This is a genomic window from Haloarcula marismortui ATCC 43049 (genome assembly GCF_000011085.1).
In the GTDB taxonomy this organism is placed as follows: domain Archaea; phylum Halobacteriota; class Halobacteria; order Halobacteriales; family Haloarculaceae; genus Haloarcula; species Haloarcula marismortui.
The window spans coordinates 225,230-247,583 of record NC_006397.1 but is presented as its reverse complement, the minus strand read 5'-3'; the positions used below and the strand labels follow the sequence as shown (position 1 = coordinate 247,583).

Here is a 22,354-nt window from a genome sequence, read left to right as displayed (position 1 = left end):
ACATACAGGTAGCAACTTACCCTCTTTTTCGCAGACTCTCGCTCGCCGGCACGTGCAGTGTCACTTCGGTCCCGCCCTGAGTCACATCAACGGAGACATCGCCGCCCACCTGCTTGACGATCATCCGCACCATACAGAGGCCGATCCCCTGTCCGTGGTTTAGTGGCGTCTCTTCGCCCGTCCTGAGTACGCTTGCTTCCGCATCCGGCAGTCCAAAGCCGTTGTCTGCAACGGTAATACCGACCCAGTCGTCAGCGGTTTGCGAGAGCGTTACTGTAATCTGTCCATTCGAGTCGGGAGTAGCATCGGCGGCGTTTCCGAGTAATTCACTGACCGCTTCGCGCATGACAGTCGGGAGGTGTGGTGTCACACCATCTGGCAGGTCGTTCCTGATTCTTGTCTCGGCAACGAACTCGTCAGCTCTGGCGGTCGCGTGGGCAACGAGTTCGTCTACCGCCGTGGTGGCTTGCGAGTGTCGTTGTTCTTCAAGCACCTGTCCAATCTGCCGTGTCTTTTCGGTCATGTCGGTCCACTTATCCAGAATCGCTTCAATGCGCTCGAAGTATCTCGACTGCGCTTCCGAATCAGGCAGGGTGTACAGCGCTCCAGTGAACCCCCGGAGCTTCGTCAGGTCGTTGCGCATATGATGTCGCATCACACGCTGCATGACCTGTAGATGATCTCGATGTCGGCTCTGTTTTGTGATGTCCCGCCCCTCGACCACCAACATATTTACACACCCGTCTTCGTTGGTCACGGGCTTGACGGTGAAGTCGATAGTCCCGACTTCCTGACGGTCCCGAACTTCTGTCTCGTAGCGGGCAGACTCACCGTCGGCCGCGCGCTTGAGAGCGTCCCAGACACGGTCACGGACGGTTTCAGAGTGACTCCACCATGGCGCTTCAGCGAAGGGTTTCCCAACCATATCTGCACGGTTGAAGCCACCGAATTCGAGGGTCGCATCGTTGGTCTCGATGACCGTTCCATCGGGTTCGAGCAGTGCAGTGAACTGATAGGTCTGGTTGAACACACTGTCAAAAAGTCGGGCTCGTTGTTTGCTGGCAGTCGTGCCGCGGGTATGAGATAACAGGTCATCAACTGCGTCGGTTTCAAGTGTGTGGGCCGGCTCATCAACAGTTTCCAGTGCCATTTCACACCGTTCCAACCGTTTGCTCTGTCTCTCCTGCTCGATTTTACTCCCGAGCCACTGTGCAGTGAAGTCGACAAACTCCCGTTCGGACTGCCCAAACGCACCTTCGCGTGTCGCCAGACCAGTGAATTCAATGACACCGTAGGTATCTTCACCGACTGTCACGGGTGCGCCGGCGTACGCTCCGTGCGCGTCTAGAGAGCTGTGCTGGCCTTCGCCCACGACAAACGTGGCAGGATCCGTTACGGCACCAGTGACTACTTCACTGGCGATAGTCTCACCGAGGGGCATTGACTGCCCCGGTTCGTACACGGTGGATTCACTGCTGGTATACTCAACCGTGTACGTGGCATCGTCGATGCGTGCAAGCGCGCCGGCGTCAGCTCCAAGGTAGTCACATCCCAGCGTCAGCAATCGCTGTGCGGTGTCTGCAACGCTCTCGCTCTCCATCGCAGCTTTATGCAGTCGTCGGAACGCATCCTTTCCCGGCAGCGTCAACGACCCAGGTTCTGCCGCTGGCAGCCGAAGCGTCGTGCAGACGTATGTTTGCGGCCCGATACGAACCGTGTAGCTATGCTGTTCGACGGTTGTCCGCGTCCCGTCGGCACATTCAAGAACTACATAAGATCGTCCGTCCGTCTCGGATAACGCCGTCCCAACTTGCTTGTCGGAATCATCCGTACCTGCGGCACAGAACAGGGCAGATAGTGGCATCGCAAGCAACTCTGCTTTTGAGTAGCCGGTCACCCGTGAGACCAGCCCAGTTGTCTCAACGATTTCCCCGTCAGAAGCACTCACAACCAACCCTTCATTAGTGCCAATGTCTGGACGTGGACTCCCGCACTCGTTGTTACTCATGTGAAAAACTTCCCCTGAGTTCAGTCACGTTTAGGCGGGCCATTGGGGAAAGAACGCAATGTTTCCACTTAACGAGTTGCGAACTGTGCAGTGAGGCAGGGACATACTCGGAAGTAAGTACCGGCTCAATTGAGGGTGCGTGTCAGACCGTGAGAAAAAAGTGGTCTGACGCACCCTCACGCGGGCGATGACGACTGACGCTCTTCCCGGAGCGCAGTGATGCTGCTGTAGACGACAGCACCACTGACCAGCAACGCGGAGCCGAGGATGAGCACCAGACTGACCGTGTTCAGGGCGTCGATACCGTAGACGTTGCCGATTTCACGGACCGCGACAGCGAGGGCGCCGCCGAGCAGCATTAGCCCGAAGTACACCTTGATTTCGTCTTCGTCGACGATGCTCGTCGCAGCGGAACCCACACGGGCCCCGAAGGCGCTCCCTGCCAGCAGCGGGAGCACAATGGAGAGGTCGACACCACCGTCCAGCGCGTACAGGAAGCTCCCGAGCCCGCCTGAGAAGACGATCTCGAAGAGGTCGGTCCCGACAGCGATGGGGACGGGAACTCCGATGAGATAGAACAGCGCGGGCATACGGATGAATCCGCCGCCGACACCGAGGAAGCCCGAAAGCAGGCCGGTAACGAACGCGACGCCAAGTATCATCCAGAGGGAGACGCTGACGCCGCCGCGAAGCGATATCATCGGCGGGATGCGGTACGATTGAATCTTCTTTGCGATGTCCGGGATGTCGTCGGCGTCGACGTCGCCCTCCGCGGCATCGTGGTCGATCCCCTCGCCGCCATCGCCACCTCGAAGTGCCTCGTAGGTGACGAACGCGCCGATACCGCCCAGAAGGACGACGTACGTGACGCTGATGATACTGCCAGCCAGCCCGAGCGTTTCCAGATGGAGGACTATCTCTTTCCCGGCTTCGATGCCGGCGGTCGTTCCGGCGATCATCAGCACCCCCAGTTTGTAGTCGACCTGCCCCATATCTCGGTGTTTCAGTGTAGCGATAACCGATGTGCCAAACACGAATGCGAGCCCGCTCCCGACGGCAACCCGGGTGGGATACCCCATCACCAGCAGTGCCGGGGTGACCAGGAACGACCCACCCATCCCGAAGAAGCCAAACAGGACGCCGATGAGCAGGCCGAACCCGACAAACAACACCACCATCGCCAGGCTGAGTCCCAGTATCTCCATTCGTCACTCCCCTCGTAACCGCTCGACGACACGCTGTCCGAATGCCTCTTCTACTGCCCCGTACCCGACGTAGAGGATGGCCGCCTCCAGCAGCACCGCGCCGATGAGCATTGCCGCGTCGATGCCGTCTGCGCCCATCGATGTGAAGGCCGCGAGGTCTACCATGGGGATTCACCTCTGATATTGTGCTGTCGTGAACGTATCATACTTTTCTACTCAATCACCCCTAATCGGAGGGTACTGATAACAGTTTTGGGACTGTCGAACAATATTATCGACGGGTATCACACCGCTATCCCACGGAGATATCTGCATACGTTACACAAATATCGGCCACATATGGTCACTGTTCAAACCCCTGCTTCTTGCCCGTAATAATGTTGCGCGCGCTGTTCTGTCGCGTTTATGTAATCGGCTCTCAGTACGGCGTGGCTACCTAGATTGACCTACCGTCAGGTGAGACAGCAGCTCTACAGACCAATCCAAATCTGGCTGTCTTGTACAAACAAAACAATATTAACAGTTGGCTGCGTACTGTCGAGTATGAGAGCCATCTATGCGACAGACCTCTCGGCGGCGAGTGAAGCGGCGATACAGAACGAGACCTGTCTTGAGTGCCTCGGACGCATCGGTGTCGATACGATCCACCTTGTCACCGTCATCCCATCGAACGTCCACGCAGGGATGCCGGGAATGAACTTCAGCAAGCGACGGGAACAGGGACTTACGCGGTACCAGAACGTGATGGAGGACGCCGGGTTCGACACTGAGACCCACGTCGTGCGTGGGACTCCCCACCGCCGCATCAACGGTATCGCGGAGGCAGAGAAAGCCGACGTGACAATAATCGGGTCCCGGGGGCAGAGTCCACTCAATAACCGCGTCATTGGTTCCACTGCTCGGAACCTCGCGCGAACCACGGTGGTGCCGTTGCTGGTCAACCGCATCGAACGCAGTACAGACGAACCGGACGTGCTCAGGGAGCACCTGTTCCAGCGGGTGCTCTACGCGACTGACTTCTCTGAGAACGCAACGCGTGCCTTCGACGCGTTTCAGTATCTCCGCCACGCGACCCAGGAAGCGACGCTCGTCCACGTGGAATCACCGAAAGATGCGACGAGCGAGGCGGACCCAGCTGAACAGCTTGCGTCGCTCGCCGACACACTGTCACAGTGGGACATCGAAACGAACGTCGAGGTCCGCCGTGGCGACCCCGCTGAGGAGATTCTCGATGTCGAAGCGGCCGTGACGCCAACGACAACGCTCGTCGGCTCTCGTGGCCAGAGCCGGATGCGCCGGCTGTTGCTCGGCAGCGTCTCCGAGGATATCATCGCGCAGGCGACCGGGAACGTCTACCTCGTCCCGCCGCCACGAACCGCCTGAAACGGGGGGTCAGAGCGCGCCCATCGCGGTCATTGACCCGAAGCCAACGGCCAGCGCAAGCGTGAACGACCCGGCCCACGCGCCAACTGTGACCACAATCTTCTGTGGGTCGATCGCCTCGCTGCCGCCGACTGCGGCACCGCTCCCGATGATAGCGCTGACAATAATCTCGTTGAACGACACCGGCACACCGAGGAAGACGGCGAGTTGCGCGATGAGGAACGAGGGGACGAGCGCGGCGATAGAGCGCCGCGGGCCCAGCGAAGAATAGTCCTGTGCGAGCGATTTTATCATCCGTGGCGCGCCGGTCCACGACCCGACCAGAATTCCGAGGCCACCCCCCAGCAGGACGACCGCTGGCGAGAGCGCCCCAACCTCGTCCAGCAATGGGAGCAACGGACCGACCGCCAGCCCGACCTGACTCCCACCGGCTGAAAAGGCGACCAGAGAACCGAGCGCTAGCAGGACGTGTCTGAGTCCGCCCGCCTCGTCGTGGCGGATGTCTCGGTACACCGCGGCCCACACCACGGCGGCGACAGTGCCGGAGAGAACGACTGTCGCCACGACGCCGTCGATGCCGAGCAGTCGCTGGCCGAGGCTCGTCAGCGAACCGGGGCCGCCGCCGGACCCGAGAAACGCGAACTCGACGTTGGCCAGCACGACGCCGACCAGCGCCGCGAGCGTCGGAATGGTGGCCTTTTCGGGGGCATCAGACCGCGGCAGCACGCTCGCGATGGCGTAGGCGAAACCGCCGCCGACGACCGGTGTCAGGACCCAGACGGCACCGATTTGCTGGTACTTCCCCCAGACGGGGGTGCCACCGAGGGCCAGCCCGACACCGATGATTGCGCCGGTCACAGTAAACGCCGTCGCGATGGGGTAACCGGTGTAGATACCGACGGCCATGAGCCCAGCGCCGGCCAGCAGCGCGACGATGACCCCAGTGGCGGGAAGGGTGACGCCGCCGATGAGGCCGCGGCCGACCGCTTCCGAGACGTTCGACCCCTGTGTCACCGCGCCCGCGAGACCAAAGATGCCGACGATGAACGCCGCCCGCATCGTCGAAATGGCGTTGGCACCGACAGCGGGCGCGAACGGCGTCGCGCCGCTAGAGCCAGCACCGATAACCCACGACATGAACAGGCTCGCGAGACCGGCGGTCAAGAAGAGCGCGAGAAGCTGGAGTTCCATTGTGAAAATCGGGGTACGTTCAGTCCGCTCCCGTGGGGGACGGGTCGACGCCGTCGGTTGCGCGGCTTCGCCACCACCCCTGGAGGTACGCACCGAGGAACATCCCGGCGAGCGCCCACAGAATAGTCACGTTTCCGATGCCGAGGCTGGCATAGGCGGCACCCGGACAGATCCCGGAGAGCCCCCAACCGACGCCGAATATCGCGCCGCCGATCAGCACGTTCCGGTCGAAGGACTTCAGCCGACGTTCGAATGGGTCGCCGGTCAGCGGTGCCCGGTCCAGCACGCGCGGCATGACAAAGAACACGATCCCTGTCACGGCCGCGCCGCCGAACATCACGAACAGCAGGCCGAAGTCCTCGAACTGGAGGAAGTTCAGCACCACCTCGGGACGGGCCATGTGGCTGTAGCCGAGGCCGAAGCCGAAGATGAGCCCGCCGACCAGCACGAGCGGGATGAACAGCGGGTGCCGGTCCGTCGACGTCGCCATTACGGCGTCACCCCCAGTGCGGCGACGACCTGTGCAGTCAGTATCGCGACCAGCAGGAAGGCGAGGACGCCCGCCAGTGACGTTTTCGAGGCCGATCCCACGCCACAGACGCCGTGGCCCGAGGTACAGCCCTTCCCGACGCGGGTTCCGATACCGACGAAGATGCCACCAAGCAACAGCCGCCACCAGGAGACATCCGTTGTCCACGCGCCACCCTGGTAGACGACCGCGTACACGGCCGCGCCGAGGATGATGCCGAGCGTGAACACGAGCCGCCAGTCACGAGAGGCGACGTACTGCTGGAACCGCGACTGGCCGGAGACGTACGACAGCGTCGATTCGAGGAACGTGCTCGCGCCGGCGCTAATGCCGGTGCCCACGTAGATTACCGCCGCGCCGAGACCGACGAAGAGGCCGCCGATGGCGTACCGGCTGATACCGTTGGGGAACAGCTCGGCGGCCAGTTGCAGCGGGACAGGGTCAGCTACCATCGACGGTTAGTCACCCGCGAGCGATTCCTGGCTCGCCGCGCAGTTGTTCGGTCCGAGTTCCAGCGTGAACGCCTCCTCGTCGTCGACGGTGTTCTGGCCGAGGTTCGTCGCGATGATGTCCTCGTAGTTCGCCGGTCGCGGTGGCATATCGGCCAGAATCGTCTCGACGAAGTCGTCCTCGTCCATAGTGAGAGCGTCCATCTCCTCGACAAGCTGGCCGATCGGTGCGGTGTAGGTGCCGTCGTTCGCCGGTTCGGCCGCGTCGCTGAAGTGCGCGCCCCCGATGAGCGTATCATCGGGCAGTGTCAGCACGCGCTCCTGCAATGACTCATAGAGCATCCGAGCTGCGTCGGGTGCGCCCTCGTCGCCCTCTTCGAGGTCCGGTCGGGCGACACTCTCGATGAAAAGCCCGTCACCGGTGGCGAGCAGGCTGTCGTCGACGAGATACGAGGTCATCCCGGTCGTGTGGCCGGGTGTCGCGACGGTCTCGATGGTGACGTCGCCAACCTCGAAGGTGTCGCCGTCCTCGGCAGTCGTCAGGTCGTCGGCGTCCTGCCGAGCTTGCGAGACAGGGCTCGCGGAGCTCTGCTCCGCGGCGTAGGTGACCCCGCGGTCCACGGCGGCTGCGGGGATGACGCCCTCGACGCCCGCCGCATCGAGGCCGCGGACCCCCGAAATGTGGTCCGCGTGGATGTGCGTGTCAAGCGCGTATTTCAGGTCGACGCCCAGCTCGTCAGCATCGTCGAAGTATCGGTCGGCAAAGGCGCGCAACGGGTCGATGATAGCGGCTTCGCCGTCGTCGTAGACCAGATAGCCGAGACAGCCGGAGGACGGCCGCTGGTACTGTAGGAGTGTGCCGGCTCCGTCGTAGTCAGTGACTTCGACGGTCTCGTAGATGCGCGCCCACCCGTTCATGCCGTCTTCGAGGTGGTGAACGTCGTAGCCGCGGTCTGCGAGTGTGCCCGCGACATACTCGCTGGCCCCACCTTTCGCACAGAGAACCGTGACTTCGCGGTCGTCCGGCACGTCCGCGATGATGTCTGCATCTAGCTCGTCTTCCAGAAAGTGGAAGTACGGGACGTTGATGGATTCGACGTTTTCCCCGTCGATGTGCCATTCCTCGTAGTCCCCGGACATACGCGCGTCGAGGATCGTGACCGACTCTCCGTCGTCGATACGCGATTTCAGCGTTTCGGGCGTGACCGATTCGACGTCTGCGTCCGGCGTCGGGAAGTCTTCAGCGTTCATGTAGTACACTCATTGCTACAGGGTTGAGGCATAAAAGAGTTTGTATAGAAATTCCCAATCTACACAATATCATTTCGTTAGAGAACACCGATAAAGTACAGTTATGGTATAAGAAACTCTCTGAAAGCTATTTGAGGGCATATTGTCCAAGGATGGTGTTGCTAGAATAGCACAATAATCGATATTCTTTTAACCATCCACCCGATATTGTGTAGTAGCTCCAATACAGTAGCTGGAGTCTTTCCAACAATGAGTGAAGCATTCGACATCGCAGAGACGCTCGACGTGAAAGGTGCATCGTGCCCAATGCCGGTCGTCAAGACGAAACAGGCGATAGACGACCTCGCCGAGGGGTCAGTACTGGAGGTCATCGCGACCGACAGCGGCAGTATGAGTGACATCGAGGGCTGGGCCGAGGGAACGAACGGCGTGGCACTACTCGAACAGGTCGACGAAGGCGACGTGTACAAACACTACGTCGAGAAGACGGACTAAAATGAGCACGGACACACCATCGGCGGGCGACGGCGATTCGATGACCGAGGCGGAGCTGCAGGCTCGGATCGAAGAGCTCGAAGAGACCGTCGCTGACTTGGAAGCCGACGACGAGCAAAAGAAGATGACTATCGTCGCGACCCAAGGGTCGTTTGACATGGCATATCCGCCGCTCATTCTCGCCAGCACCGCGGCCGCGTTCGGCTGGGACGTGGTCGTGTTCCACACGTTCTGGGGTCTGGATATCCTCCACGAGGAGAAGTCCGAGAACCTCCAGTTGTCGGCCGTCGGCAACCCGAACATGCCGATGCCGAACGCGCTCGCGGCGCTGCCTGGCATGGACCGCATGGCGACGCGGATGATGGAAAAGCGTATCGACGACAACGGGACGGCGACGATCGACGAACTCATTGAGCTGTCGCTGGATCAGGGCGTCGAACTGCAGGCCTGTCAGATGACCATCGAACTGATGGACTACGACGAGGACGACTTCTACGACGACGTTACTGTCGGCGTCGGGGCGGCCACTGCGCTCCAGCATATGGCCGAGTCCGACATCCAACTGCTCGTCTGAGCGACGAGAGCCACTGAGCGGCTTTTCCCGGCCCCCCAAACATGAACCAGACAATCGCAATCGTCGATGCATCAGTCGGTGAGACACCCGCAGAACGAAACCTGACCCGGTCGCTTGACGCCGAGACGACGGTGTACAAAGTCAGCGATGGTCATCTCCCACCGGTGCCCGCGGGCGGCGACTGGCGGTACGACGGCGTGGTTATCAGTGGGTCACAGACATCGGTGTACGACGACCACGGCTGGATTCACGACCTCACGTCGTGGGTCCGGGACGTCCACCGGGCGGACGTACCAACCCTGGGGATTTGCTGGGGCCACCAGTTCCTTGCGCAGTCTCTCGGTGGGCGCGTGGTCGACATGGGCGAACACGAACTCGGATACCGAACAGTTCACCGGCGAGGCGAGGACCCGCTGTTTGCCGATATGTCGCCGTCGTTCACCGCGTTCCAGACACACTCTGACCGCGTCGCCGAACTGCCTGCGGGTGCGGTAGAACTGGCGCGAAACCAGTACGGCATACAGGCGTTTCGGCTCGGCACACGCTACGGCGTGCAGTTCCACCCCGAGTACGACCGCGAGACAGCCGAGTGGGTCATCGGCAACAAGGACCTCACCGACGAACGGCGGGAGACAGTAACGGCAACGATCACTGATGAGTCGGTCGCAGCCGCCCGGGAGGCGACGACGGTGTTCGAGAACTTCCTCGGACTGGTCGCCACCCATCAGCGGCGACCGGGTCGACTCGACTGACTCGGTACGTCAGAATTCCGCCGTCAGTGCCGTCGCAAGCCGGTCGACTTCTGACTCAGTATTGACTGCGTGTGTCGACGCCCGCACCGCCGATGGCTCGGGTAGCGAACGGACGACGATGCCTTCATCGGCCAGCCGTTCGTCGGCCCCACCGGATTCTTGCCATCCTCCCCGCTCTGAAGGGCGGCACGTTCGCCCCGAACTTTACTTAAACTGGTGTGTGGTCACCGAGGGTGTTTGCGTATAGATAAACTGCTTTCTCACAGTCTTGGAACACCCATACATTATTAAATTCATAGCTTGCCTATGTACAGATGAGAAAGCATGACCACCAATCAAAGTCACACTGAGGCTGACACGACTGTCGACGCTCGGGGCGCGACCTGTCCGGGTCCGCTGATGGACCTCATCTCGGAGGTTCGGGCCGTCGACACCGGCTCCGTTATCGCCCTGTTGAGCGACGCTGAGAAGTCGTCGTCGGAGGTCCAGGAGTGGGCCGACGAGTCCGGCAACGAAGTCCTTGATATCGCCGATGAAGGCGACCACTACAGGATTCACGTGAAGAAACTATGACCGAACATATCGCAATCGTCGGTGGCGGCACCGGTGGTACCGTACTGGCGAATACCCTCGCGGAGAAACTCGATGCGGAGCTAGCCGCCGGCGAGGTCGAGATCACGCTATTCAACGACAGCGGGGACCACGTCTACAAGCCGGTCTGGCTCTACGTCGCTTTCGGACAGCGCGAACCTGCGGACGGCCGCCGGCCCCTTCGAGAGGTCGTCGATAACCGCGTCACCATCCGGCAGGACTCCGTCGTTGATGTTGACCACGAGCGCAAGGAACTCGAACTTGTCGACGCTATCGACCCTGCGCCGTACGACAAACTTGTCGTCGCGACAGGGGCACAGCTCGAACCAGAGCGGGTTCCGGGCCTCGCCGAGGGCGGGCACCACTTCTACGGCGAAGACGGTTCCCAAGCTCTCCGTGACGAACTCTTGGAAATGAACGGCGGCCACATCGTCCTGAGCGTTGTCGGGACGCCACATATGTGTCCGGCCGCGCCGCTTGAGTTCACGTTCATGGTCGACGACTGGCTCCGAGAACGCGGCCGTCGGGACGCGTTCGACATCACCTACACCTACCCCATCATGCGGGTCCACGGAAACGAACACATCGCGGAGTGGGCCGACCCGCGACTCCGGGAGCGCGATATCGCCATTGAGACGATGTTCAACGCCGAGGCTGTCGACCCCGATGCGGAGACGATTACGTCGATGGAAGGGACGGAGCTGGACTACGACCTCCTCGTCGCCATCCCGCCACACACCGGCAGCGACTTCGTCGAGTCGGCCGGCCTCGGCGATGGAGGGTGGGTAGATGTCGACAAGCACACGCTCGAAGCGACCGGCTTCGACGACGTGTACGCCATCGGCGATGCCGCCCAGACCGGGGTCCCAAAGGCCGGGAGCGCGGCGCACTATCAGGCCCACGTCGTCGCTCAGCGACTCGCGAGTGAGGTCCGCGGCCAGCCAGCGACAGCTGTCTACGGCGGCAAGACCGTCTGCTTCATCGAGACTGGGATGGATGACGCCACGTTCGTCGAGTTCGACTACGAACGCCCGCCTGAGCCGAGTGAACCGAGTCGGGCCATGCACTGGTCGAAGCTTGCGTACAACGAATCCTACTGGCTCACAGCGCGGGGGCTACTCTGAGGTGACAAACAATGAGTGAACAACAATCATCGGCTGACGATCTGAGCGAGGAACTGACCACCGCCATCGAGGAGAACCCCGAGGCCTTCGCCACGTTCGTCCGCAATCTCGATACGGTCAACGAACTGGTCGAAGTAGCCGAACTCGGGACCGCTGCGATGGACGACGAGATGGTCACCTCCCTCGCCGGGACTGGCGCCTCGCTCGGCGAACTCGCTGAGACAGCCGCCAGTGATGACACACGAGGCGCGCTACAGACTGTCCTCGGCGCACTCGGCGACGCGAACTCTAGAGGGCCAGTCGATCTGCACGATGTCTTGGATGGGATTCGAAGCGGCGAGTTTCTTACCGGCATCCGATACGTGCTCGCCATCGTCCGGTCGCTCGGTCGTGCGGTCCAGAACCAGTGAAATCGTATTTTTCGTCATTGCCAGATGCCTGGCCACCTGTCTGAGAATAGGCTGACCGGGAACCTCGATTCGAAGAATCAGTCGCTGCTCGGCGTAAGCCGATCAGGCCCCGCCCCGATTGTTCACCGGGTGTCGACAGAGCAGGTGTCGACACCCAGGAGTCCGTACAGCCCGCAGAATCTGGTGAAGCCAGTGACGAGCAGCAGCACCGCGGCGAGCCCGAGCACAGGTGCAAGTATTGCTGGCAGCGGAACGGTGCTGGCGAGGATACCGAGCGATACCAGCCCCGCGATGGCACCGATGAGGATTCTGGCAGTCTTGTCTGTCGAACCGACGTTACGCTCCATACAACACAGTTAGTCCTACAAGAACAATAAATCTTTGATTGTACAATATAAACAATAGTAGCTCTGTTGAAACACTGGGTCGCTACCAGCGCTCAGAAGCCATACTGGCTAAAGTCTAAGCCGGTTAGCGATCTTCCGCTGGCGATTGAGACGTGAATCCACCAATACACCAGATGTGACTCCAGTGCGGTAGCAAACTGGGATGACACAGCCGAGAGAATCAGGTGTAGCTCTCGATGAGCGACCGGAGTTGCGGTTCCTGTTGCATCCCCACTAAGCGCTCGACCGGCTCCCCATCAACGAACAGCAACAGCGTCGGTACGCTACGGACGCCGTATTTGGCTGCCAACTGCTGGTTTGCGTCGATGTCGACTTTCGCTACGGTCGCGGCGGTGCCAGCGGCGATGCGCTCGACGACGGGTTCGAGTTGCTTGCACGGGCCACACCAGTCGGCGTAGAAGTCCACGAGGACGACCCCATCATCAACGGTGTCCTGTAGGTCGCCTGCGCCGTGGACGTGGACTGGTTCGGCTGCCGACTCGCTGTTCTCGTTCTCAGCAGCGGTCCCTCGCTCTCCGTTTCGGAGCTCTTCGAGCTTCTTCTGTCGGATCTCTGCTAGCTCGTCGGTCATCACCGTTTAGTATGCGCTCGTGGCGTTTATTTGTTTTGTAGCTAACGCACAATACCGCTCTCTGGAACGGGGGCCCTGAGTTCGTTGCGACACACTCGCGAGTCATCTCGCCGACACCTGTGTTCGCCAGGTAGTTCGGACACGCACAGACTAATTTCCGATTATGACTGTTCATCTGTCCACCACTCCACATTTCCTGTGAAATCTGGTCGCTATCTGGTGGTATTTTACTGGAAACAGTGGTGTGTCCAGAACCGTGGCAGTAGCGTGATAGCGCTCGCCATCGATGACACTGGTTTCATGTCTGGCCGTCACCGCAGTCAGTCAGGTAGAGCCGGTGATGATATCTGCCACCCGCTGCCGGTCGAACACTGTCTCCTCGGAAAACTCGTCGGAGTAGATCCGCTGGGCCGCGGCTTCGGTCTGGAAGAGGTTGATGATCGGCCCCTGATCAAGATATCCACCACGGTAGACTGCGTCGTTCTGGACAGCGGTCAGTTCGCTGGCGACAGGGTTGTTCCGCAGCGAGTCGACGATGGTCTCCTCGAAGGTCGCCTGATCCTCTTCAACCTGTCCACGGACCAGCAGAACATCCGGATCAATATCCAGCAGCGTCTCGAAATCCACCTTGAGACTCGTGTTGCCCGAATAGTGTCCTACGTCGGTCCCCTCGAAAGCGTCCCGGAGCCGTAGATCACGCCAGTGTTTCTTTCCGACACCACCGTCATAGAGCTGGTAGAGGTAGAACGTCTCCGGTGTCTTGTCTGCGGGGTAGAGCAGTGCCGCCTCTGGAGTCGTTTCGGGCAGTCGCTCCTGGAGGTTGGTCAGGAACTCCTCGTGGAACGACGCGAACTGCTGGTAGCGCTGCTCGCGGTCGAAGACCTGGGCAATCTTCTCGAAGGCCCCGTACAGCGAGTAGTACGGGTAGTCGTGCCAGTCGTCGCTACGCCGCCGGATGAAGTTCCCGAAGAAGGGACCGATGTTCTCTTTGACTTCCCGAATGTCTCGGTCGTCCCAGTCGTACCAGTTGCGTAGCTGGTTTGGTTCCATGAAGTGGACGTCGGCATCTATCTCGTAGAACAACTCTTTATCGACGCCATCCTGATAGAGGGTCGTCACCGCATCGGGGTCGTACTCGACACCGGGGAGTTCTTCGTAAAACCCGGTGGCATACCGGTATGGCAACTGTATTCCGAGCGTCTGGCCTGCGTCGAGGGCCATCCCCATGTCGGCGTAGCTCGGGAGCAGTGCCACCCAGTCTTCCGGAGGCCCGTCGAAGGTCACGGGCCCCATCGGTTCCATCGAGACAGTGTAAGAGTCGGCCGATTCGGGCGTTGACTCACTCTCACTGCTCCCACTACTACAGCCCGCCAGCAGGCCGCTTGCCATTACTGTTCCACTTGCGATATAGGTTCGTCGTCGCACAGATTTTAGGCTAGCCTAAAAACATAAAGGCCTATTGGAATGTATCTCTGGCTGAAATTAGTCTGCGCTGCTGTGCAGAATCACAGCATTCTCCGCCGGTTGCCGTGACTCCGACGTGCCCGAAGCACAATGCTTATTGTATTTAGGCCAGCCTAAAATTTTATGGATGACAGCGAGGCGACATCAGTGACGAGGCGTCGCATCCTGCGAACGAGCGTCGGTACTGTTGGGACGCTGGGGGTAGCTGGTTGCCAGTCCGGGACCGAAGAGGCGGCGTCCGCGACTGGAGACACGCCAGCAGAGAACGAGGACACGGCGACACTCACCGATGAGCAGGGGACTACGGCCGAGGACGCGGCGACCGCGAGCAGTTCTTACTCAGTGTCGATGGAACCGGTCGGGGAGGTCACCTTCGAGTCCGTCCCCGACCGCTGGATCAGGTAGTTCGCTGTGCGCTTGTGTCCGACGTACTGCCACTACTCGTGGTTCATCCGGGCTTCTGCGCTGGCTACCATATGACACTTCGTCTGTTCGAACCCGAGCTTCTCGTAGAAGGCGTTGGATCGGTCGTTGTCGACATGCGGATCGAGACTGAACTCTTCACACCCGGCGTCGTGTGCCCAGTGTCTGAGACGGTCAAACAGGTCCTCTGCCAATCCCGTTCCACGATACGGTTCGTCAACGTAGATGTCACAGATGAACAGTCGGTCGGGGCGGTCAAAGACACGCGGCGCTTCGTCGATTTCGGCCGCGATATACCCGGCAAACTCACCGTCGATATCGGCGAGCGGAGTCCCATCGGTGAATCCATCGACGGCGATCCATGTTCGATAGTCCGGCGAATCGAGGCGGTCGACGCGGAATGGGAGTTCCGTCGCGACGAGGTCGATGTCGTCGGCGAGTGAGAACGCATCAACGGTCGATTCGAGTTCACCGCAGTATGGAGACGCACCCCAAACCGCCGGACGGGTGTCGGCGTGCGCTCATTCTCCCAAACGTCTTGGTTGTCCTCATCTAACGTTTCTCTGAGGAGGTCTGCGAGTTGCATGGACACTTCTCGCTACGACCTCCTCGTTTCTCAAACTCGCCCAACTAGACAGTGCCTGCAATCCTAAGAGACTAGATATCCGAGGGGATCCAGTTTTCATCCATTTATATATGCCACTTGATCGAAACCAATGTATGTACTGTCAATTGACGCTCCTCGACCGCTATTCACTCCGATAGAATGAGCGGGTTGTTTCGCCGGTACTTGGTCGTTCTCGTCCGGTTTTTCCCATTCGCGCTGGCATTTCTCCGCGATCGACGGCGGTTCATCCTGTTTGGCTCACGAAGGCAGGTCCCGGACGAGGCCCATCGACAGCGAGCCGAGCAGATCCGGGATACGATGCTCGAACTCGGACCAGCGTTCATCAAAGTCGGGCAGGTACTCTCGACACGCCCCGATATCGTCCCGCCGGTCTATGCCGACGTATTCGGAACCCTCCAAGACGAGGTCCCCGAGGGCGCGGGGGGAGATCCAAAGCACGTCATTGCACAAGAGCTTGGCGACGAACTCGATCAGTCGACACTCGAACCGGTCGCCGGCGGGTCGCTCGCGTACGTCTATACGGCGACCTACCGAGGTGAGCGAATCGCACTGAAGGTGCGACGTCCTGAACTGAAGCCCATGATTACGCGTGACCTTCGGGTCGTCCGGGGACTGGTTCCGTTGATTCGCCCCTTCGCTACCGAGCGCCAGCAGTATTCGATCGAAAATGCGGCTGACGATTTTGAGGACATAATTCTGGACGAACTGGACTTCGACCGCGAAGCGACGGTCATGGCTGACATCAGGGAGAATTTCCACGGCGATGAGCGAGTCGTGATCCCTGCCGTCTATGAAGACCTGTGCTCGGAACGAGTGCTAGCGATGGAGTATCTGACCGGGCAGAAAGTAACTGACGGCAACGCCTTCGACGGTATCGATATGACGCCACACGAGATGGCGACACGGATCATCAATGTGTATCTGGAGATGGGACTCGTCGACGGCGTGTTCCACGCTGATCCCCATCCGGGTAACCTCGCCGTCACAGACGACGGCCGTCTGTTGCTCTTCGATTTCGGCATGAACGAACGCCTTCCACCCACGGTTCAGGAGGACATTGTCGCGCTCTATCGGGCACTCGTCCGTCGTGACGTGGATGATCTGGTAGATGTGCTTGTCGCGCTCGATGTCCTTGAGCCACACGTCAACCGTGCTGAGGTCGGCCGGGTGCTTGCGCTCGTCATCGAGAACCTCGAAGGCCGCTCGGAAATCACTTGGCGGATGATAATTACGGAATTGACGACAAATCTCCGTGCGTTCCCGTTCCGGATTCCGCCGGACGTAATGTTACTCATCCGGGTCGGGACCGTCGGTGAGGGTGTCTGTCGGCAGCTCGATCCGGAGTTTGACTTTCTCGCCGCTGTGCGCTCATTCCTCGTCGAACAGGGGCTCATCGAGAACGAACTCAATGCACTCATCGAGGAAACGCGGGCAGATATTCGCCGGTCGCTTCCTGCACTGGCACGGGTCCCCTCTCGGGTCGATAGAACGTTGTCCCGGCTTGAGCGGGGCGAACTGGTCGTCCGTACAGACCCGGTTGAGGGACGCGGAACGGGTGCACAGAAGCTCGGCTACGCGGTGGTCGCCGGCGCGCTCATCGTGGCCGCAGCAATTCTGACGTTCCACGAGCGCCCGTACGAAATCCCCGTGGGTGCCGCCGCAGCCGGCTTTCTGCTGTTCTATCTTGTCGACATCGGGTCATAATTTTCAGATTCACCGGGTCCCAGAAGAACAGACGGCAATTCGCTCAAGGAACAGGACAGAGAGTGACAGCACGGGGAGACGGTCATCTGAAATGGCTCGTCCAGTTTGCTGCTCTCCAAATAACTCGAACCGAGCATGGCCCCATAGCACCCACAGTAGACAATTGATTCCGGGCCTCACACCCGAAGTTTGACAACTTGGAGGACTGAACTCTAGAGAATGGTCGAGATCATCGACTCGCTTCTCCTTCGTCTCCTCGTTGCATTCGGTATTGGCGCTCTCATCGGACTGGAACGGGAACAGGCGGAATCTGGGGGAATGTTCGCCGGCAGCCGGACGTTTCCGCTGTTTGCCCTCGCCGGCGCAACCGTTCAGGCGTTCTTTCCTGCCCTCTTCCCTGTCACAGTCCTCGCTATTGCAATCCTCCTGACCGTCGCGTATGCCGGGAAAGTTCTGACCGAAGGAGATATCGGACTCACGACGGTGACTGCTGCATTGCTCACTGTCCTTCTGGGCGCGTTAGCAGTGTCCTCCGAACGCGGGACGGTCTTCGCGATCATTCTCGGCGGGCTTGTCACTATCCTCCTGTCTGCGAAGCCGACGATCCACAGGTTCGTCGACAAAATTGACGAACGTGAACGCCGTGCCTCCCTCAAATTCATCCTCGTCGTGGTGGTCGTGCTGCCAATTCTGCCTGATCGTGAACTCGATGTGCTGTATGGTCTCAATCCACGGTTTATCTGGGTGATGGTCGGCTTTGTCACCGGGCTGAGCTTCGTTGCCTACATCCTGAGTCGGGCTGTCGGAGCCAAGCGAGGAATTGCCCTCACGGGAATCTTTGGCGGATTCGTCTCTTCAACCGCGACGACGGTCTCGGTGGCCGAGCGAATCAGTGAAACTCCCGACCTCTACAGGATCGGCTCGTTTTCGGTTGTTGTCGCATCGATTGTCATGTTTCCGCGCGCACTCCTCGAGGTCGCTGTCGTGAACCGGGCACTCCTCCCTCAAGTCGCTGTGCCGCTCGGAGTGATGACTGGTGTTGGCGTGTGTATCGCCGGCATCGTCTACTGGCAATCGACCACAGAGTCGGCGGTCGAGACCGATCTCACGAACCCGTTTCGTCTCCGACCGGCACTGTTTTTCGGCGCTGTCTTCGCAATCGTGCTCCTGGTGTCCCAGTCCGCAAATACCTGGTTCGGCGATTCGGGTATCTACGTGACTGCGTTTCTTTCGGGGCTTGCTGACGTCGATGCGATCACGCTTACGCTGAGCGCACTCGAAGCGGACGGTGAGATCTCTGCCAGAGTCGCAACTACCGGTATCGTCATCGGTGCTATTGCGAATACGCTCACAAAGGCCGGCCTCGCGTGGCTACTGGGGACGGTCGAACTGGGCCGGCGGGTGACGGTCGCTCTTGGGGCCGTCGCCGCCGCTGGCATCGTTGTCGTCGTCCTGTGATTCGCTACGCTAGCGGAGCTACGTCGCTCTCAAGAGAGCGCGTCTAAAAGCCTGTACCGACTGCGGTCACACAACTCTGGTGTCGCGACGGTCTCAGAATAGCTATGGACGTGAGTGGTGAGGTGGCGAAACGTCAGGCGTCGAAAAACCGGTCAGGCTTGATTCGCGATAGCCGCATCGCGTTTCCGGTGACGCCGAGGCTCATCCCCATGTCGCCGACCACGACCGCGAGCGCTACGCTTACCAGTCCCAGTGGGACGCCCAGTGCGAGCAGGAGCTTCACGCCGAGGCTCACCCAGATATTCTGTCGGATCACGTCGGTGGCGGTGTGTGACAGCTCGTACAGGTAAGGGAGCTTCCCGATGTCATCGCCCATCAGTGCGATATCCGCAGTTTCCAGCGCTGTGTCGGTGCCGGCAGCACCCATCGCAATGCCGACCTCTGCGGTGGCGAGTGCTGGTGCGTCGTTGATCCCGTCGCCGACCATCGCCACCGTACCGTACTCCGCCTGCAACTCCTCGACCGCATCGACCTTCTCATCTGGCAGGAGTTCGGCGCGATACTCGTCGACACCGACCGTGTCGGCGATGGCGCGGGCGGTGCCTTCGTTGTCGCCAGTCAGCATCACGACACGCTCGATACCGAGCGCCTGTAATCGCTCGACAGCCTGTTTTGAGGCGGGGCGTACCTCGTCGGCGATAGCGATGGCACCCAGCAGTTCCGAGTCCGTTCCGACGATAATGACTGTCTTGCCCTCCCGCTCCAGTGCGGCGAGTGTATTCCCGGCGAATGCCCCGCCACCGGACGCAGGTGTCTCTTCCGACACGACGCCACCGTCAGACCGATGATCTGAGGAGTCCCCGGTCGCTCCGCTCCTGAGGACACCGTCTGCCTCGCGGCGAGTACGTGAGAGGTCGAAGCCCACCTCCTCGAAGAGCGCAGGCTTGCCCGCGTAATATATCTCGCCGTCAATCTCTCCGCGGATACCCTTTCCGGTGAGAGTCTCGAAGCCAGTCACTGCAGGCAGGTCCTCTACACCGTCCTCGGTGGCACGGGTGAGAATCGCCGTGGCGATCGGATGCTCGCTGCGACGTTCCAGTCCGGCGGCGTGACTGAGGAGCGTCGCCGCGTCGGTGTCGCCGGCAGGGACAACATCGGTGACAGCGAGTTCGCCTTTCGTGAGCGTCCCCGTCTTGTCGACGGCGACAGCGTCGACCTCGCCCATCGCCTCGAGATAGTTGCCGCCTTTGATGAGAACGCCGTTCTTTGCGGCGCTGGTGATGCCCGAGACCACCGAGACGGGCGTCGAAATAACGAACGCACAGGGGCAGGCAATCACCAGCAGCGTGAGCCCACGGATGAACCACGTCTGCCAGTCGCCGACGAACGTGACTCCATACCCCGCTACAGCCACTGACACTGGGTCGGCGATGACCAGTGGCGGGATGGCGGCGGTCAGAATCGCCAGCACAACGACGGCTGGCGTGTAGTAGCCCGAGAACCGGTCGACAAACTGCTCAGTGTCGGTCTTTTTCGCCTGTGCGCCCTGCACCATCTCGATAATGCGCGAGAGCGTCGAGTCGCCCGCCGTCGACGTGACCGTCACTTCGAGGTATCCCTCTTCGTTGATTGCGCCGGCGTAGACCTCGTCACCGGCGACCTTGTCGACGGGGACACTTTCGCCGGTGATCGGTGACTGGTCGACCGCGCTCTCGCCATCGACGACCGTGCCGTCAAGCGGGATCTTGTCACCGGGGCGGACGGCCACAGTCTCACCCACCTCTACCTCGTCGGCGGGCACCGTCACTTCCTCGCCATCGCGCACAACGGTGGCCTCGTCAGGTGACAGTTCCATCAGTTCACGCAGAGAGTCTCGTGCCCTGTCCATCGCGTAGTCTTCGAGCAGTTCTGCAATGCTGAACAGGACGGCCAGCGTCGCAGCCTCAACGAAATAACCGATGCCGGTCGCGGCGATGATAGCCGTGCCCATCAGCAGGTCGATATCGAGACTTAGATTCTTCGCAGAGTAGTAGCCACTGCGGACGACGGGGACACCGCTGACGGCGACGGCCCCCAGAAATAGGGCGTCGGCAACGGACAACGGATACCCGAGAGCGCTTGCTACCGCGACGTTCTGTGCCGTCAGGAGAAATTTGAACAGGAGACCGAACGTGACCAGCGCTGCGCCGAGCCACGTCTTCTTCGCGCGGGGACTCGTCCAGACCTCCGACGGCGGCGCGATATCGGCACCGCCACCCGTCTCCGCTTGCTCAGCGGCGTCGGAGTCCGGGCCGCCGCTGACCTCGTAGCCAGCAGCCTCAATCGCCTTGACCACGTCTGTCCCGCTGGTGCGCTCAGGGTCGTACGTGACAGCGGCCGTCCCAGTAGTCGGTTGGAGGGTAGCGTCGACAACGCCGTCAACGCGCTGGAGGCTCTTATCTACCTTCTGGGCGCAGGAGGGACAATCCATCTCGGGGACTGTGAGGCGGACAGTCCGCTCCTGTCGCTGACCGTCGCCACCCGCCCCCTCCGCCGCATCCGGATTCTCTGTCATTACTTCATGATTGGTGCGTGAGTTCGATAAGGCTTTATTGGAATATTCCAAACCGAGCGTCAGCGTGATACCGGCGGCTCTTCGGTCAGGTGCCTGCCTGCGACGTACTGTTTTGCCAACTGTTCCTCGGCCCGACGCAGTCGGTAGGTGAGCGTCGACCGCGGGACATCGAGGTGCTCGGCTAACTCGCCGCCGTCGACTTCCCGGGGTGACTCGTAGTAGCCGTGCTCGACGGCGGCCTGGAGTGCGGCCTCTTGTTCCGGCGATAGAGCGCTCTGTGTCCCGTTGGCTTCTCGCATCGACGCCGTCGTGTCGGCAGTACGGAGTATCTCCATCTGAGCACGTTCCCCGACGGCCGCCGCGAGCTCGTCGAAGAACGCGGCCACGTCACCGTCGCCGGAGTGAATGAGTCGCCACGTGTAGTGACGCCCCTCGTGGCGCGTCTCGAACAGCACCCCGTCGCCCAGGTGGTCCTGAGCGATGTGGGGAACCGAGGCACAGGCAGGGGTGCGCTCCCAGTCAGAGTAGAGGACGAGCATGTCATCGGCTCGGTCAAGGACGCGAGTGGTCTGTGTGGCACCGCAGTCCTCGGTGGCAAGACAGTCAGCGTAGTAGTCGCTGGTGAGGAAGGCGTCCTCGATGGCGGTGAGTGCGGCTGGCGTTCCAGTTGCGTGGTCAACCCGCCAGAGACGGTCAGCAGTGGCGTGCAGCGACAGCGAGCGGACGCGGGCATCGGGATGCTCGGCGAGGGCGTCTGCAACCCTGTTACAGCCCGGTTCGTAGTCAAGGGCGAAGACGAGTTCGCGCATACGCATCATACAGCGCGGTTCGATAAAACACGTCGGCACGGTACTGGCCAGCGCCAGTGAAAGTCAGAGCACGCCATCGGTATCGGGTAAGTCCTGTATTCGTTGGCTTTCAGTAGGCTGGTACCCGTCCAGAGTTACGTCACTGTGGGTAGTATAGTTCTGCTCTCTGTCTAACAGCGGAACCGGTGGGGTGGCTAACAGCGGAAGCAGTGGGGTGGGTGTGTGGAGCATCTCCAACTACAGATGCCGGGATCACAATCTACCGTTGCCACTTCGGTCAGATTGTGACGGTGACGTACGAACCGATGCGATAGTGACGCGACGACGGTACATATATGCCATTGGAACAAGAGGTTGCTAAGAACATCAGCAAA

23 protein-coding genes and 2 pseudogenes are annotated in these 22,354 nt (G+C 60.5%); 10 read left to right on the top strand and 15 right to left on the bottom strand.

The genetic code is table 11. From position 1 onward, the window contains the following. Positions 1 to 16: 16 nt before the first annotated feature. From RR_RS20945 to RR_RS22655, 3 genes are all read right to left on the bottom strand, one after another. On the bottom strand, positions 17 to 1,948 hold the full coding sequence (locus tag RR_RS20945; RefSeq protein WP_117614935.1) for an ATP-binding protein: 1,932 nt from the start codon (positions 1,946 to 1,948) through the stop codon (positions 17 to 19). A gap of 236 nt (positions 1,949 to 2,184) precedes the next feature. Beyond that, positions 2,185 to 3,213: a sulfite exporter TauE/SafE family protein gene (locus RR_RS20940; RefSeq protein ID WP_011224898.1), complete on the bottom strand. Its 1,029-nt coding sequence runs from the start codon at positions 3,211 to 3,213 to the stop codon at positions 2,185 to 2,187. A 3-nt stretch (positions 3,214 to 3,216) separates the two neighbouring features. Further along, positions 3,217 to 3,378, bottom strand: a complete 162-nt coding sequence (locus RR_RS22655; protein WP_004966626.1) for a DUF7512 family protein — start codon at positions 3,376 to 3,378, stop codon at positions 3,217 to 3,219. Positions 3,379 to 3,756: 378 nt separating this feature from the next. Between RR_RS22655 and RR_RS20935 the strand changes: the two genes are divergently transcribed. Further along, on the top strand, positions 3,757 to 4,596 hold the full coding sequence (locus RR_RS20935) for a universal stress protein (protein ID WP_011224899.1): 840 nt from the start codon (positions 3,757 to 3,759) through the stop codon (positions 4,594 to 4,596). Between the two features lie 9 nt (positions 4,597 to 4,605). Here the strand turns inward: RR_RS20935 and RR_RS20930 are convergent, their stop codons facing one another. Genes RR_RS20930 through RR_RS20915 form a run of 4 tightly spaced genes read right to left on the bottom strand, consistent with a single transcriptional unit; the run spans position 4,606 to position 8,016 of the window. After that, positions 4,606 to 5,787, bottom strand: a complete 1,182-nt coding sequence (locus RR_RS20930; protein WP_011224900.1) for an inorganic phosphate transporter — start codon at positions 5,785 to 5,787, stop codon at positions 4,606 to 4,608. 19 nt (positions 5,788 to 5,806) lie between these two features. Then, on the bottom strand, positions 5,807 to 6,277 hold the full coding sequence (locus RR_RS20925) for a YeeE/YedE family protein (RefSeq protein ID WP_004966623.1): 471 nt from the start codon (positions 6,275 to 6,277) through the stop codon (positions 5,807 to 5,809). Next, on the bottom strand, positions 6,277 to 6,768 hold the full coding sequence (locus RR_RS20920; protein ID WP_004966622.1) for a YeeE/YedE family protein: 492 nt from the start codon (positions 6,766 to 6,768) through the stop codon (positions 6,277 to 6,279). Before RR_RS20920 ends, RR_RS20925 begins: the two co-directional genes overlap by 1 nt. 6 nt (positions 6,769 to 6,774) lie before the next feature. Next, complete coding sequence (locus RR_RS20915) at positions 6,775 to 8,016, bottom strand: MBL fold metallo-hydrolase (protein WP_011224901.1); 1,242 nt, start codon at positions 8,014 to 8,016, stop codon at positions 6,775 to 6,777. 249 nt (positions 8,017 to 8,265) lie between these two features. Between RR_RS20915 and RR_RS20910 the strand changes: the two genes are divergently transcribed. Genes RR_RS20910 through RR_RS20900 form a run of 3 tightly spaced genes read left to right on the top strand, consistent with a single transcriptional unit; the run spans position 8,266 to position 9,837 of the window. Further along, complete coding sequence (locus RR_RS20910; protein WP_004966620.1) at positions 8,266 to 8,511, top strand: sulfurtransferase TusA family protein; 246 nt, start codon at positions 8,266 to 8,268, stop codon at positions 8,509 to 8,511. A gap of 1 nt (position 8,512) precedes the next feature. After that, the gene (locus RR_RS20905) at positions 8,513 to 9,085 is read left to right on the top strand and encodes a DsrE/DsrF/DrsH-like family protein (protein ID WP_004966619.1); all 573 of its coding nucleotides are present in this window, start codon (positions 8,513 to 8,515) and stop codon (positions 9,083 to 9,085) included. Between the two features lie 41 nt (positions 9,086 to 9,126). Then, the gene (locus RR_RS20900; RefSeq protein ID WP_011224902.1) at positions 9,127 to 9,837 is read left to right on the top strand and encodes a type 1 glutamine amidotransferase; all 711 of its coding nucleotides are present in this window, start codon (positions 9,127 to 9,129) and stop codon (positions 9,835 to 9,837) included. Positions 9,838 to 9,846: 9 nt separating this feature from the next. Here RR_RS20900 and RR_RS23170 read toward each other — a convergent pair. Next, positions 9,847 to 9,978: pseudogene (locus tag RR_RS23170) on the bottom strand (aminotransferase class V-fold PLP-dependent enzyme); the annotation flags it as partial. Positions 9,979 to 10,161: 183 nt separating this feature from the next. Here RR_RS23170 and RR_RS20895 point away from each other — a divergent pair. The 3 genes from RR_RS20895 to RR_RS20885 are packed head-to-tail and all read left to right on the top strand — an operon-like array spanning position 10,162 to position 11,962. Beyond that, positions 10,162 to 10,410, top strand: coding sequence for a sulfurtransferase TusA family protein (locus tag RR_RS20895; RefSeq protein WP_004966617.1), 249 nt, complete (start codon positions 10,162 to 10,164; stop codon positions 10,408 to 10,410). Next, positions 10,407 to 11,552, top strand: coding sequence for an NAD(P)/FAD-dependent oxidoreductase (locus tag RR_RS20890; RefSeq protein ID WP_011224903.1), 1,146 nt, complete (start codon positions 10,407 to 10,409; stop codon positions 11,550 to 11,552). The genes RR_RS20895 and RR_RS20890 overlap by 4 nt, the downstream gene beginning before the upstream one ends. An 11-nt stretch (positions 11,553 to 11,563) precedes the next feature. After that, entirely contained in the window at positions 11,564 to 11,962 is a 399-nt protein-coding gene (locus RR_RS20885) for a hypothetical protein (protein ID WP_004966615.1), read from the top strand. A 122-nt stretch (positions 11,963 to 12,084) separates the two neighbouring features. On the opposite strand, the gene RR_RS20880 is transcribed toward RR_RS20885, so the two are convergent. The 3 genes from RR_RS20880 to RR_RS20870 form a co-directional block, all read right to left on the bottom strand. Continuing rightward, positions 12,085 to 12,309, bottom strand: a complete 225-nt coding sequence (locus tag RR_RS20880) for a YgaP family membrane protein (protein ID WP_011224904.1) — start codon at positions 12,307 to 12,309, stop codon at positions 12,085 to 12,087. Between the two features lie 220 nt (positions 12,310 to 12,529). Further along, on the bottom strand, positions 12,530 to 12,940 hold the full coding sequence (gene trxA, locus RR_RS20875; RefSeq protein WP_004966613.1) for a thioredoxin: 411 nt from the start codon (positions 12,938 to 12,940) through the stop codon (positions 12,530 to 12,532). A gap of 324 nt (positions 12,941 to 13,264) precedes the next feature. Continuing rightward, on the bottom strand, positions 13,265 to 14,329 hold the full coding sequence (locus RR_RS20870; protein WP_011224905.1) for an ABC transporter substrate-binding protein: 1,065 nt from the start codon (positions 14,327 to 14,329) through the stop codon (positions 13,265 to 13,267). Between the two features lie 198 nt (positions 14,330 to 14,527). On the opposite strand from RR_RS20870, the gene RR_RS20865 reads away from it, so the two are divergent. Further along, positions 14,528 to 14,809 (top strand): hypothetical protein, encoded by a 282-nt coding sequence (locus RR_RS20865; protein ID WP_011224906.1) that lies wholly within the window; start codon positions 14,528 to 14,530, stop codon positions 14,807 to 14,809. Positions 14,810 to 14,841: 32 nt separating this feature from the next. Here RR_RS20865 and RR_RS21705 read toward each other — a convergent pair whose 3' ends face one another. Then, positions 14,842 to 15,186, bottom strand: coding sequence for a GNAT family N-acetyltransferase (locus RR_RS21705; RefSeq protein ID WP_332379647.1), 345 nt, complete (start codon positions 15,184 to 15,186; stop codon positions 14,842 to 14,844). Positions 15,187 to 15,299: 113 nt separating this feature from the next. After that, a pseudogene (locus RR_RS21970) lies at positions 15,300 to 15,413 on the bottom strand (IS6 family transposase); the annotation flags it as partial. A gap of 180 nt (positions 15,414 to 15,593) precedes the next feature. Between RR_RS21970 and RR_RS20855 the strand changes: the two are divergent. Both RR_RS20855 and RR_RS20850 read left to right on the top strand, forming a co-directional pair. Continuing rightward, entirely contained in the window at positions 15,594 to 17,159 is a 1,566-nt protein-coding gene (locus RR_RS20855; RefSeq protein ID WP_011224908.1) for an ABC1 kinase family protein, read from the top strand. Positions 17,160 to 17,378: 219 nt separating this feature from the next. Then, positions 17,379 to 18,617, top strand: a complete 1,239-nt coding sequence (locus tag RR_RS20850; protein ID WP_011224909.1) for an MgtC/SapB family protein — start codon at positions 17,379 to 17,381, stop codon at positions 18,615 to 18,617. Between the two features lie 133 nt (positions 18,618 to 18,750). On the opposite strand, the gene RR_RS20845 is transcribed toward RR_RS20850, so the two are convergent. Together RR_RS20845 and RR_RS20840 are read right to left on the bottom strand one after the other, a co-directional pair. Continuing rightward, positions 18,751 to 21,171: a heavy metal translocating P-type ATPase gene (locus RR_RS20845; protein ID WP_011224910.1), complete on the bottom strand. Its 2,421-nt coding sequence runs from the start codon at positions 21,169 to 21,171 to the stop codon at positions 18,751 to 18,753. Between the two features lie 59 nt (positions 21,172 to 21,230). Then, entirely contained in the window at positions 21,231 to 21,980 is a 750-nt protein-coding gene (locus RR_RS20840) for a helix-turn-helix domain-containing protein (RefSeq protein ID WP_049939239.1), read from the bottom strand. Between the last annotated feature and the right edge of the window lie 374 nt (positions 21,981 to 22,354).

What these genes read in the sequence shown, in the direction of transcription:
- RR_RS20940 (WP_011224898.1), bottom strand. Translation starts at nt 3,213, where the DNA reads ATGGAGATACTGGGACTCAGCCTGGCGATGGTGGTGTTGTTTGTCGGG.
- RR_RS22655 (WP_004966626.1), bottom strand. Translation starts at nt 3,378, where the DNA reads ATGGTAGACCTCGCGGCCTTCACATCGATGGGCGCAGACGGCATCGAC.
- RR_RS20935 (WP_011224899.1), top strand. Translation starts at nt 3,757, where the DNA reads ATGAGAGCCATCTATGCGACAGACCTCTCGGCGGCGAGTGAAGCGGCG.
- RR_RS20930 (WP_011224900.1), bottom strand. Translation starts at nt 5,787, where the DNA reads ATGGAACTCCAGCTTCTCGCGCTCTTCTTGACCGCCGGTCTCGCGAGC.
- RR_RS20925 (WP_004966623.1), bottom strand. Translation starts at nt 6,277, where the DNA reads ATGGCGACGTCGACGGACCGGCACCCGCTGTTCATCCCGCTCGTGCTG.
- RR_RS20920 (WP_004966622.1), bottom strand. Translation starts at nt 6,768, where the DNA reads ATGGTAGCTGACCCTGTCCCGCTGCAACTGGCCGCCGAGCTGTTCCCC.
- RR_RS20915 (WP_011224901.1), bottom strand. Translation starts at nt 8,016, where the DNA reads ATGAACGCTGAAGACTTCCCGACGCCGGACGCAGACGTCGAATCGGTC.
- RR_RS20910 (WP_004966620.1), top strand. Translation starts at nt 8,266, where the DNA reads ATGAGTGAAGCATTCGACATCGCAGAGACGCTCGACGTGAAAGGTGCA.
- RR_RS20905 (WP_004966619.1), top strand. Translation starts at nt 8,513, where the DNA reads ATGAGCACGGACACACCATCGGCGGGCGACGGCGATTCGATGACCGAG.
- RR_RS20900 (WP_011224902.1), top strand. Translation starts at nt 9,127, where the DNA reads ATGAACCAGACAATCGCAATCGTCGATGCATCAGTCGGTGAGACACCC.
- RR_RS20895 (WP_004966617.1), top strand. Translation starts at nt 10,162, where the DNA reads ATGACCACCAATCAAAGTCACACTGAGGCTGACACGACTGTCGACGCT.
- RR_RS20890 (WP_011224903.1), top strand. Translation starts at nt 10,407, where the DNA reads ATGACCGAACATATCGCAATCGTCGGTGGCGGCACCGGTGGTACCGTA.
- RR_RS20885 (WP_004966615.1), top strand. Translation starts at nt 11,564, where the DNA reads ATGAGTGAACAACAATCATCGGCTGACGATCTGAGCGAGGAACTGACC.
- RR_RS20880 (WP_011224904.1), bottom strand. Translation starts at nt 12,309, where the DNA reads ATGGAGCGTAACGTCGGTTCGACAGACAAGACTGCCAGAATCCTCATC.
- trxA (WP_004966613.1), bottom strand. Translation starts at nt 12,940, where the DNA reads ATGACCGACGAGCTAGCAGAGATCCGACAGAAGAAGCTCGAAGAGCTC.
- RR_RS20870 (WP_011224905.1), bottom strand. Translation starts at nt 14,329, where the DNA reads ATGGCAAGCGGCCTGCTGGCGGGCTGTAGTAGTGGGAGCAGTGAGAGT.
- RR_RS20865 (WP_011224906.1), top strand. Translation starts at nt 14,528, where the DNA reads ATGGATGACAGCGAGGCGACATCAGTGACGAGGCGTCGCATCCTGCGA.
- RR_RS20855 (WP_011224908.1), top strand. Translation starts at nt 15,594, where the DNA reads ATGAGCGGGTTGTTTCGCCGGTACTTGGTCGTTCTCGTCCGGTTTTTC.
- RR_RS20850 (WP_011224909.1), top strand. Translation starts at nt 17,379, where the DNA reads ATGGTCGAGATCATCGACTCGCTTCTCCTTCGTCTCCTCGTTGCATTC.
- RR_RS20845 (WP_011224910.1), bottom strand. Translation starts at nt 21,171, where the DNA reads ATGACAGAGAATCCGGATGCGGCGGAGGGGGCGGGTGGCGACGGTCAG.
- RR_RS20840 (WP_049939239.1), bottom strand. Translation starts at nt 21,980, where the DNA reads ATGCGCGAACTCGTCTTCGCCCTTGACTACGAACCGGGCTGTAACAGG.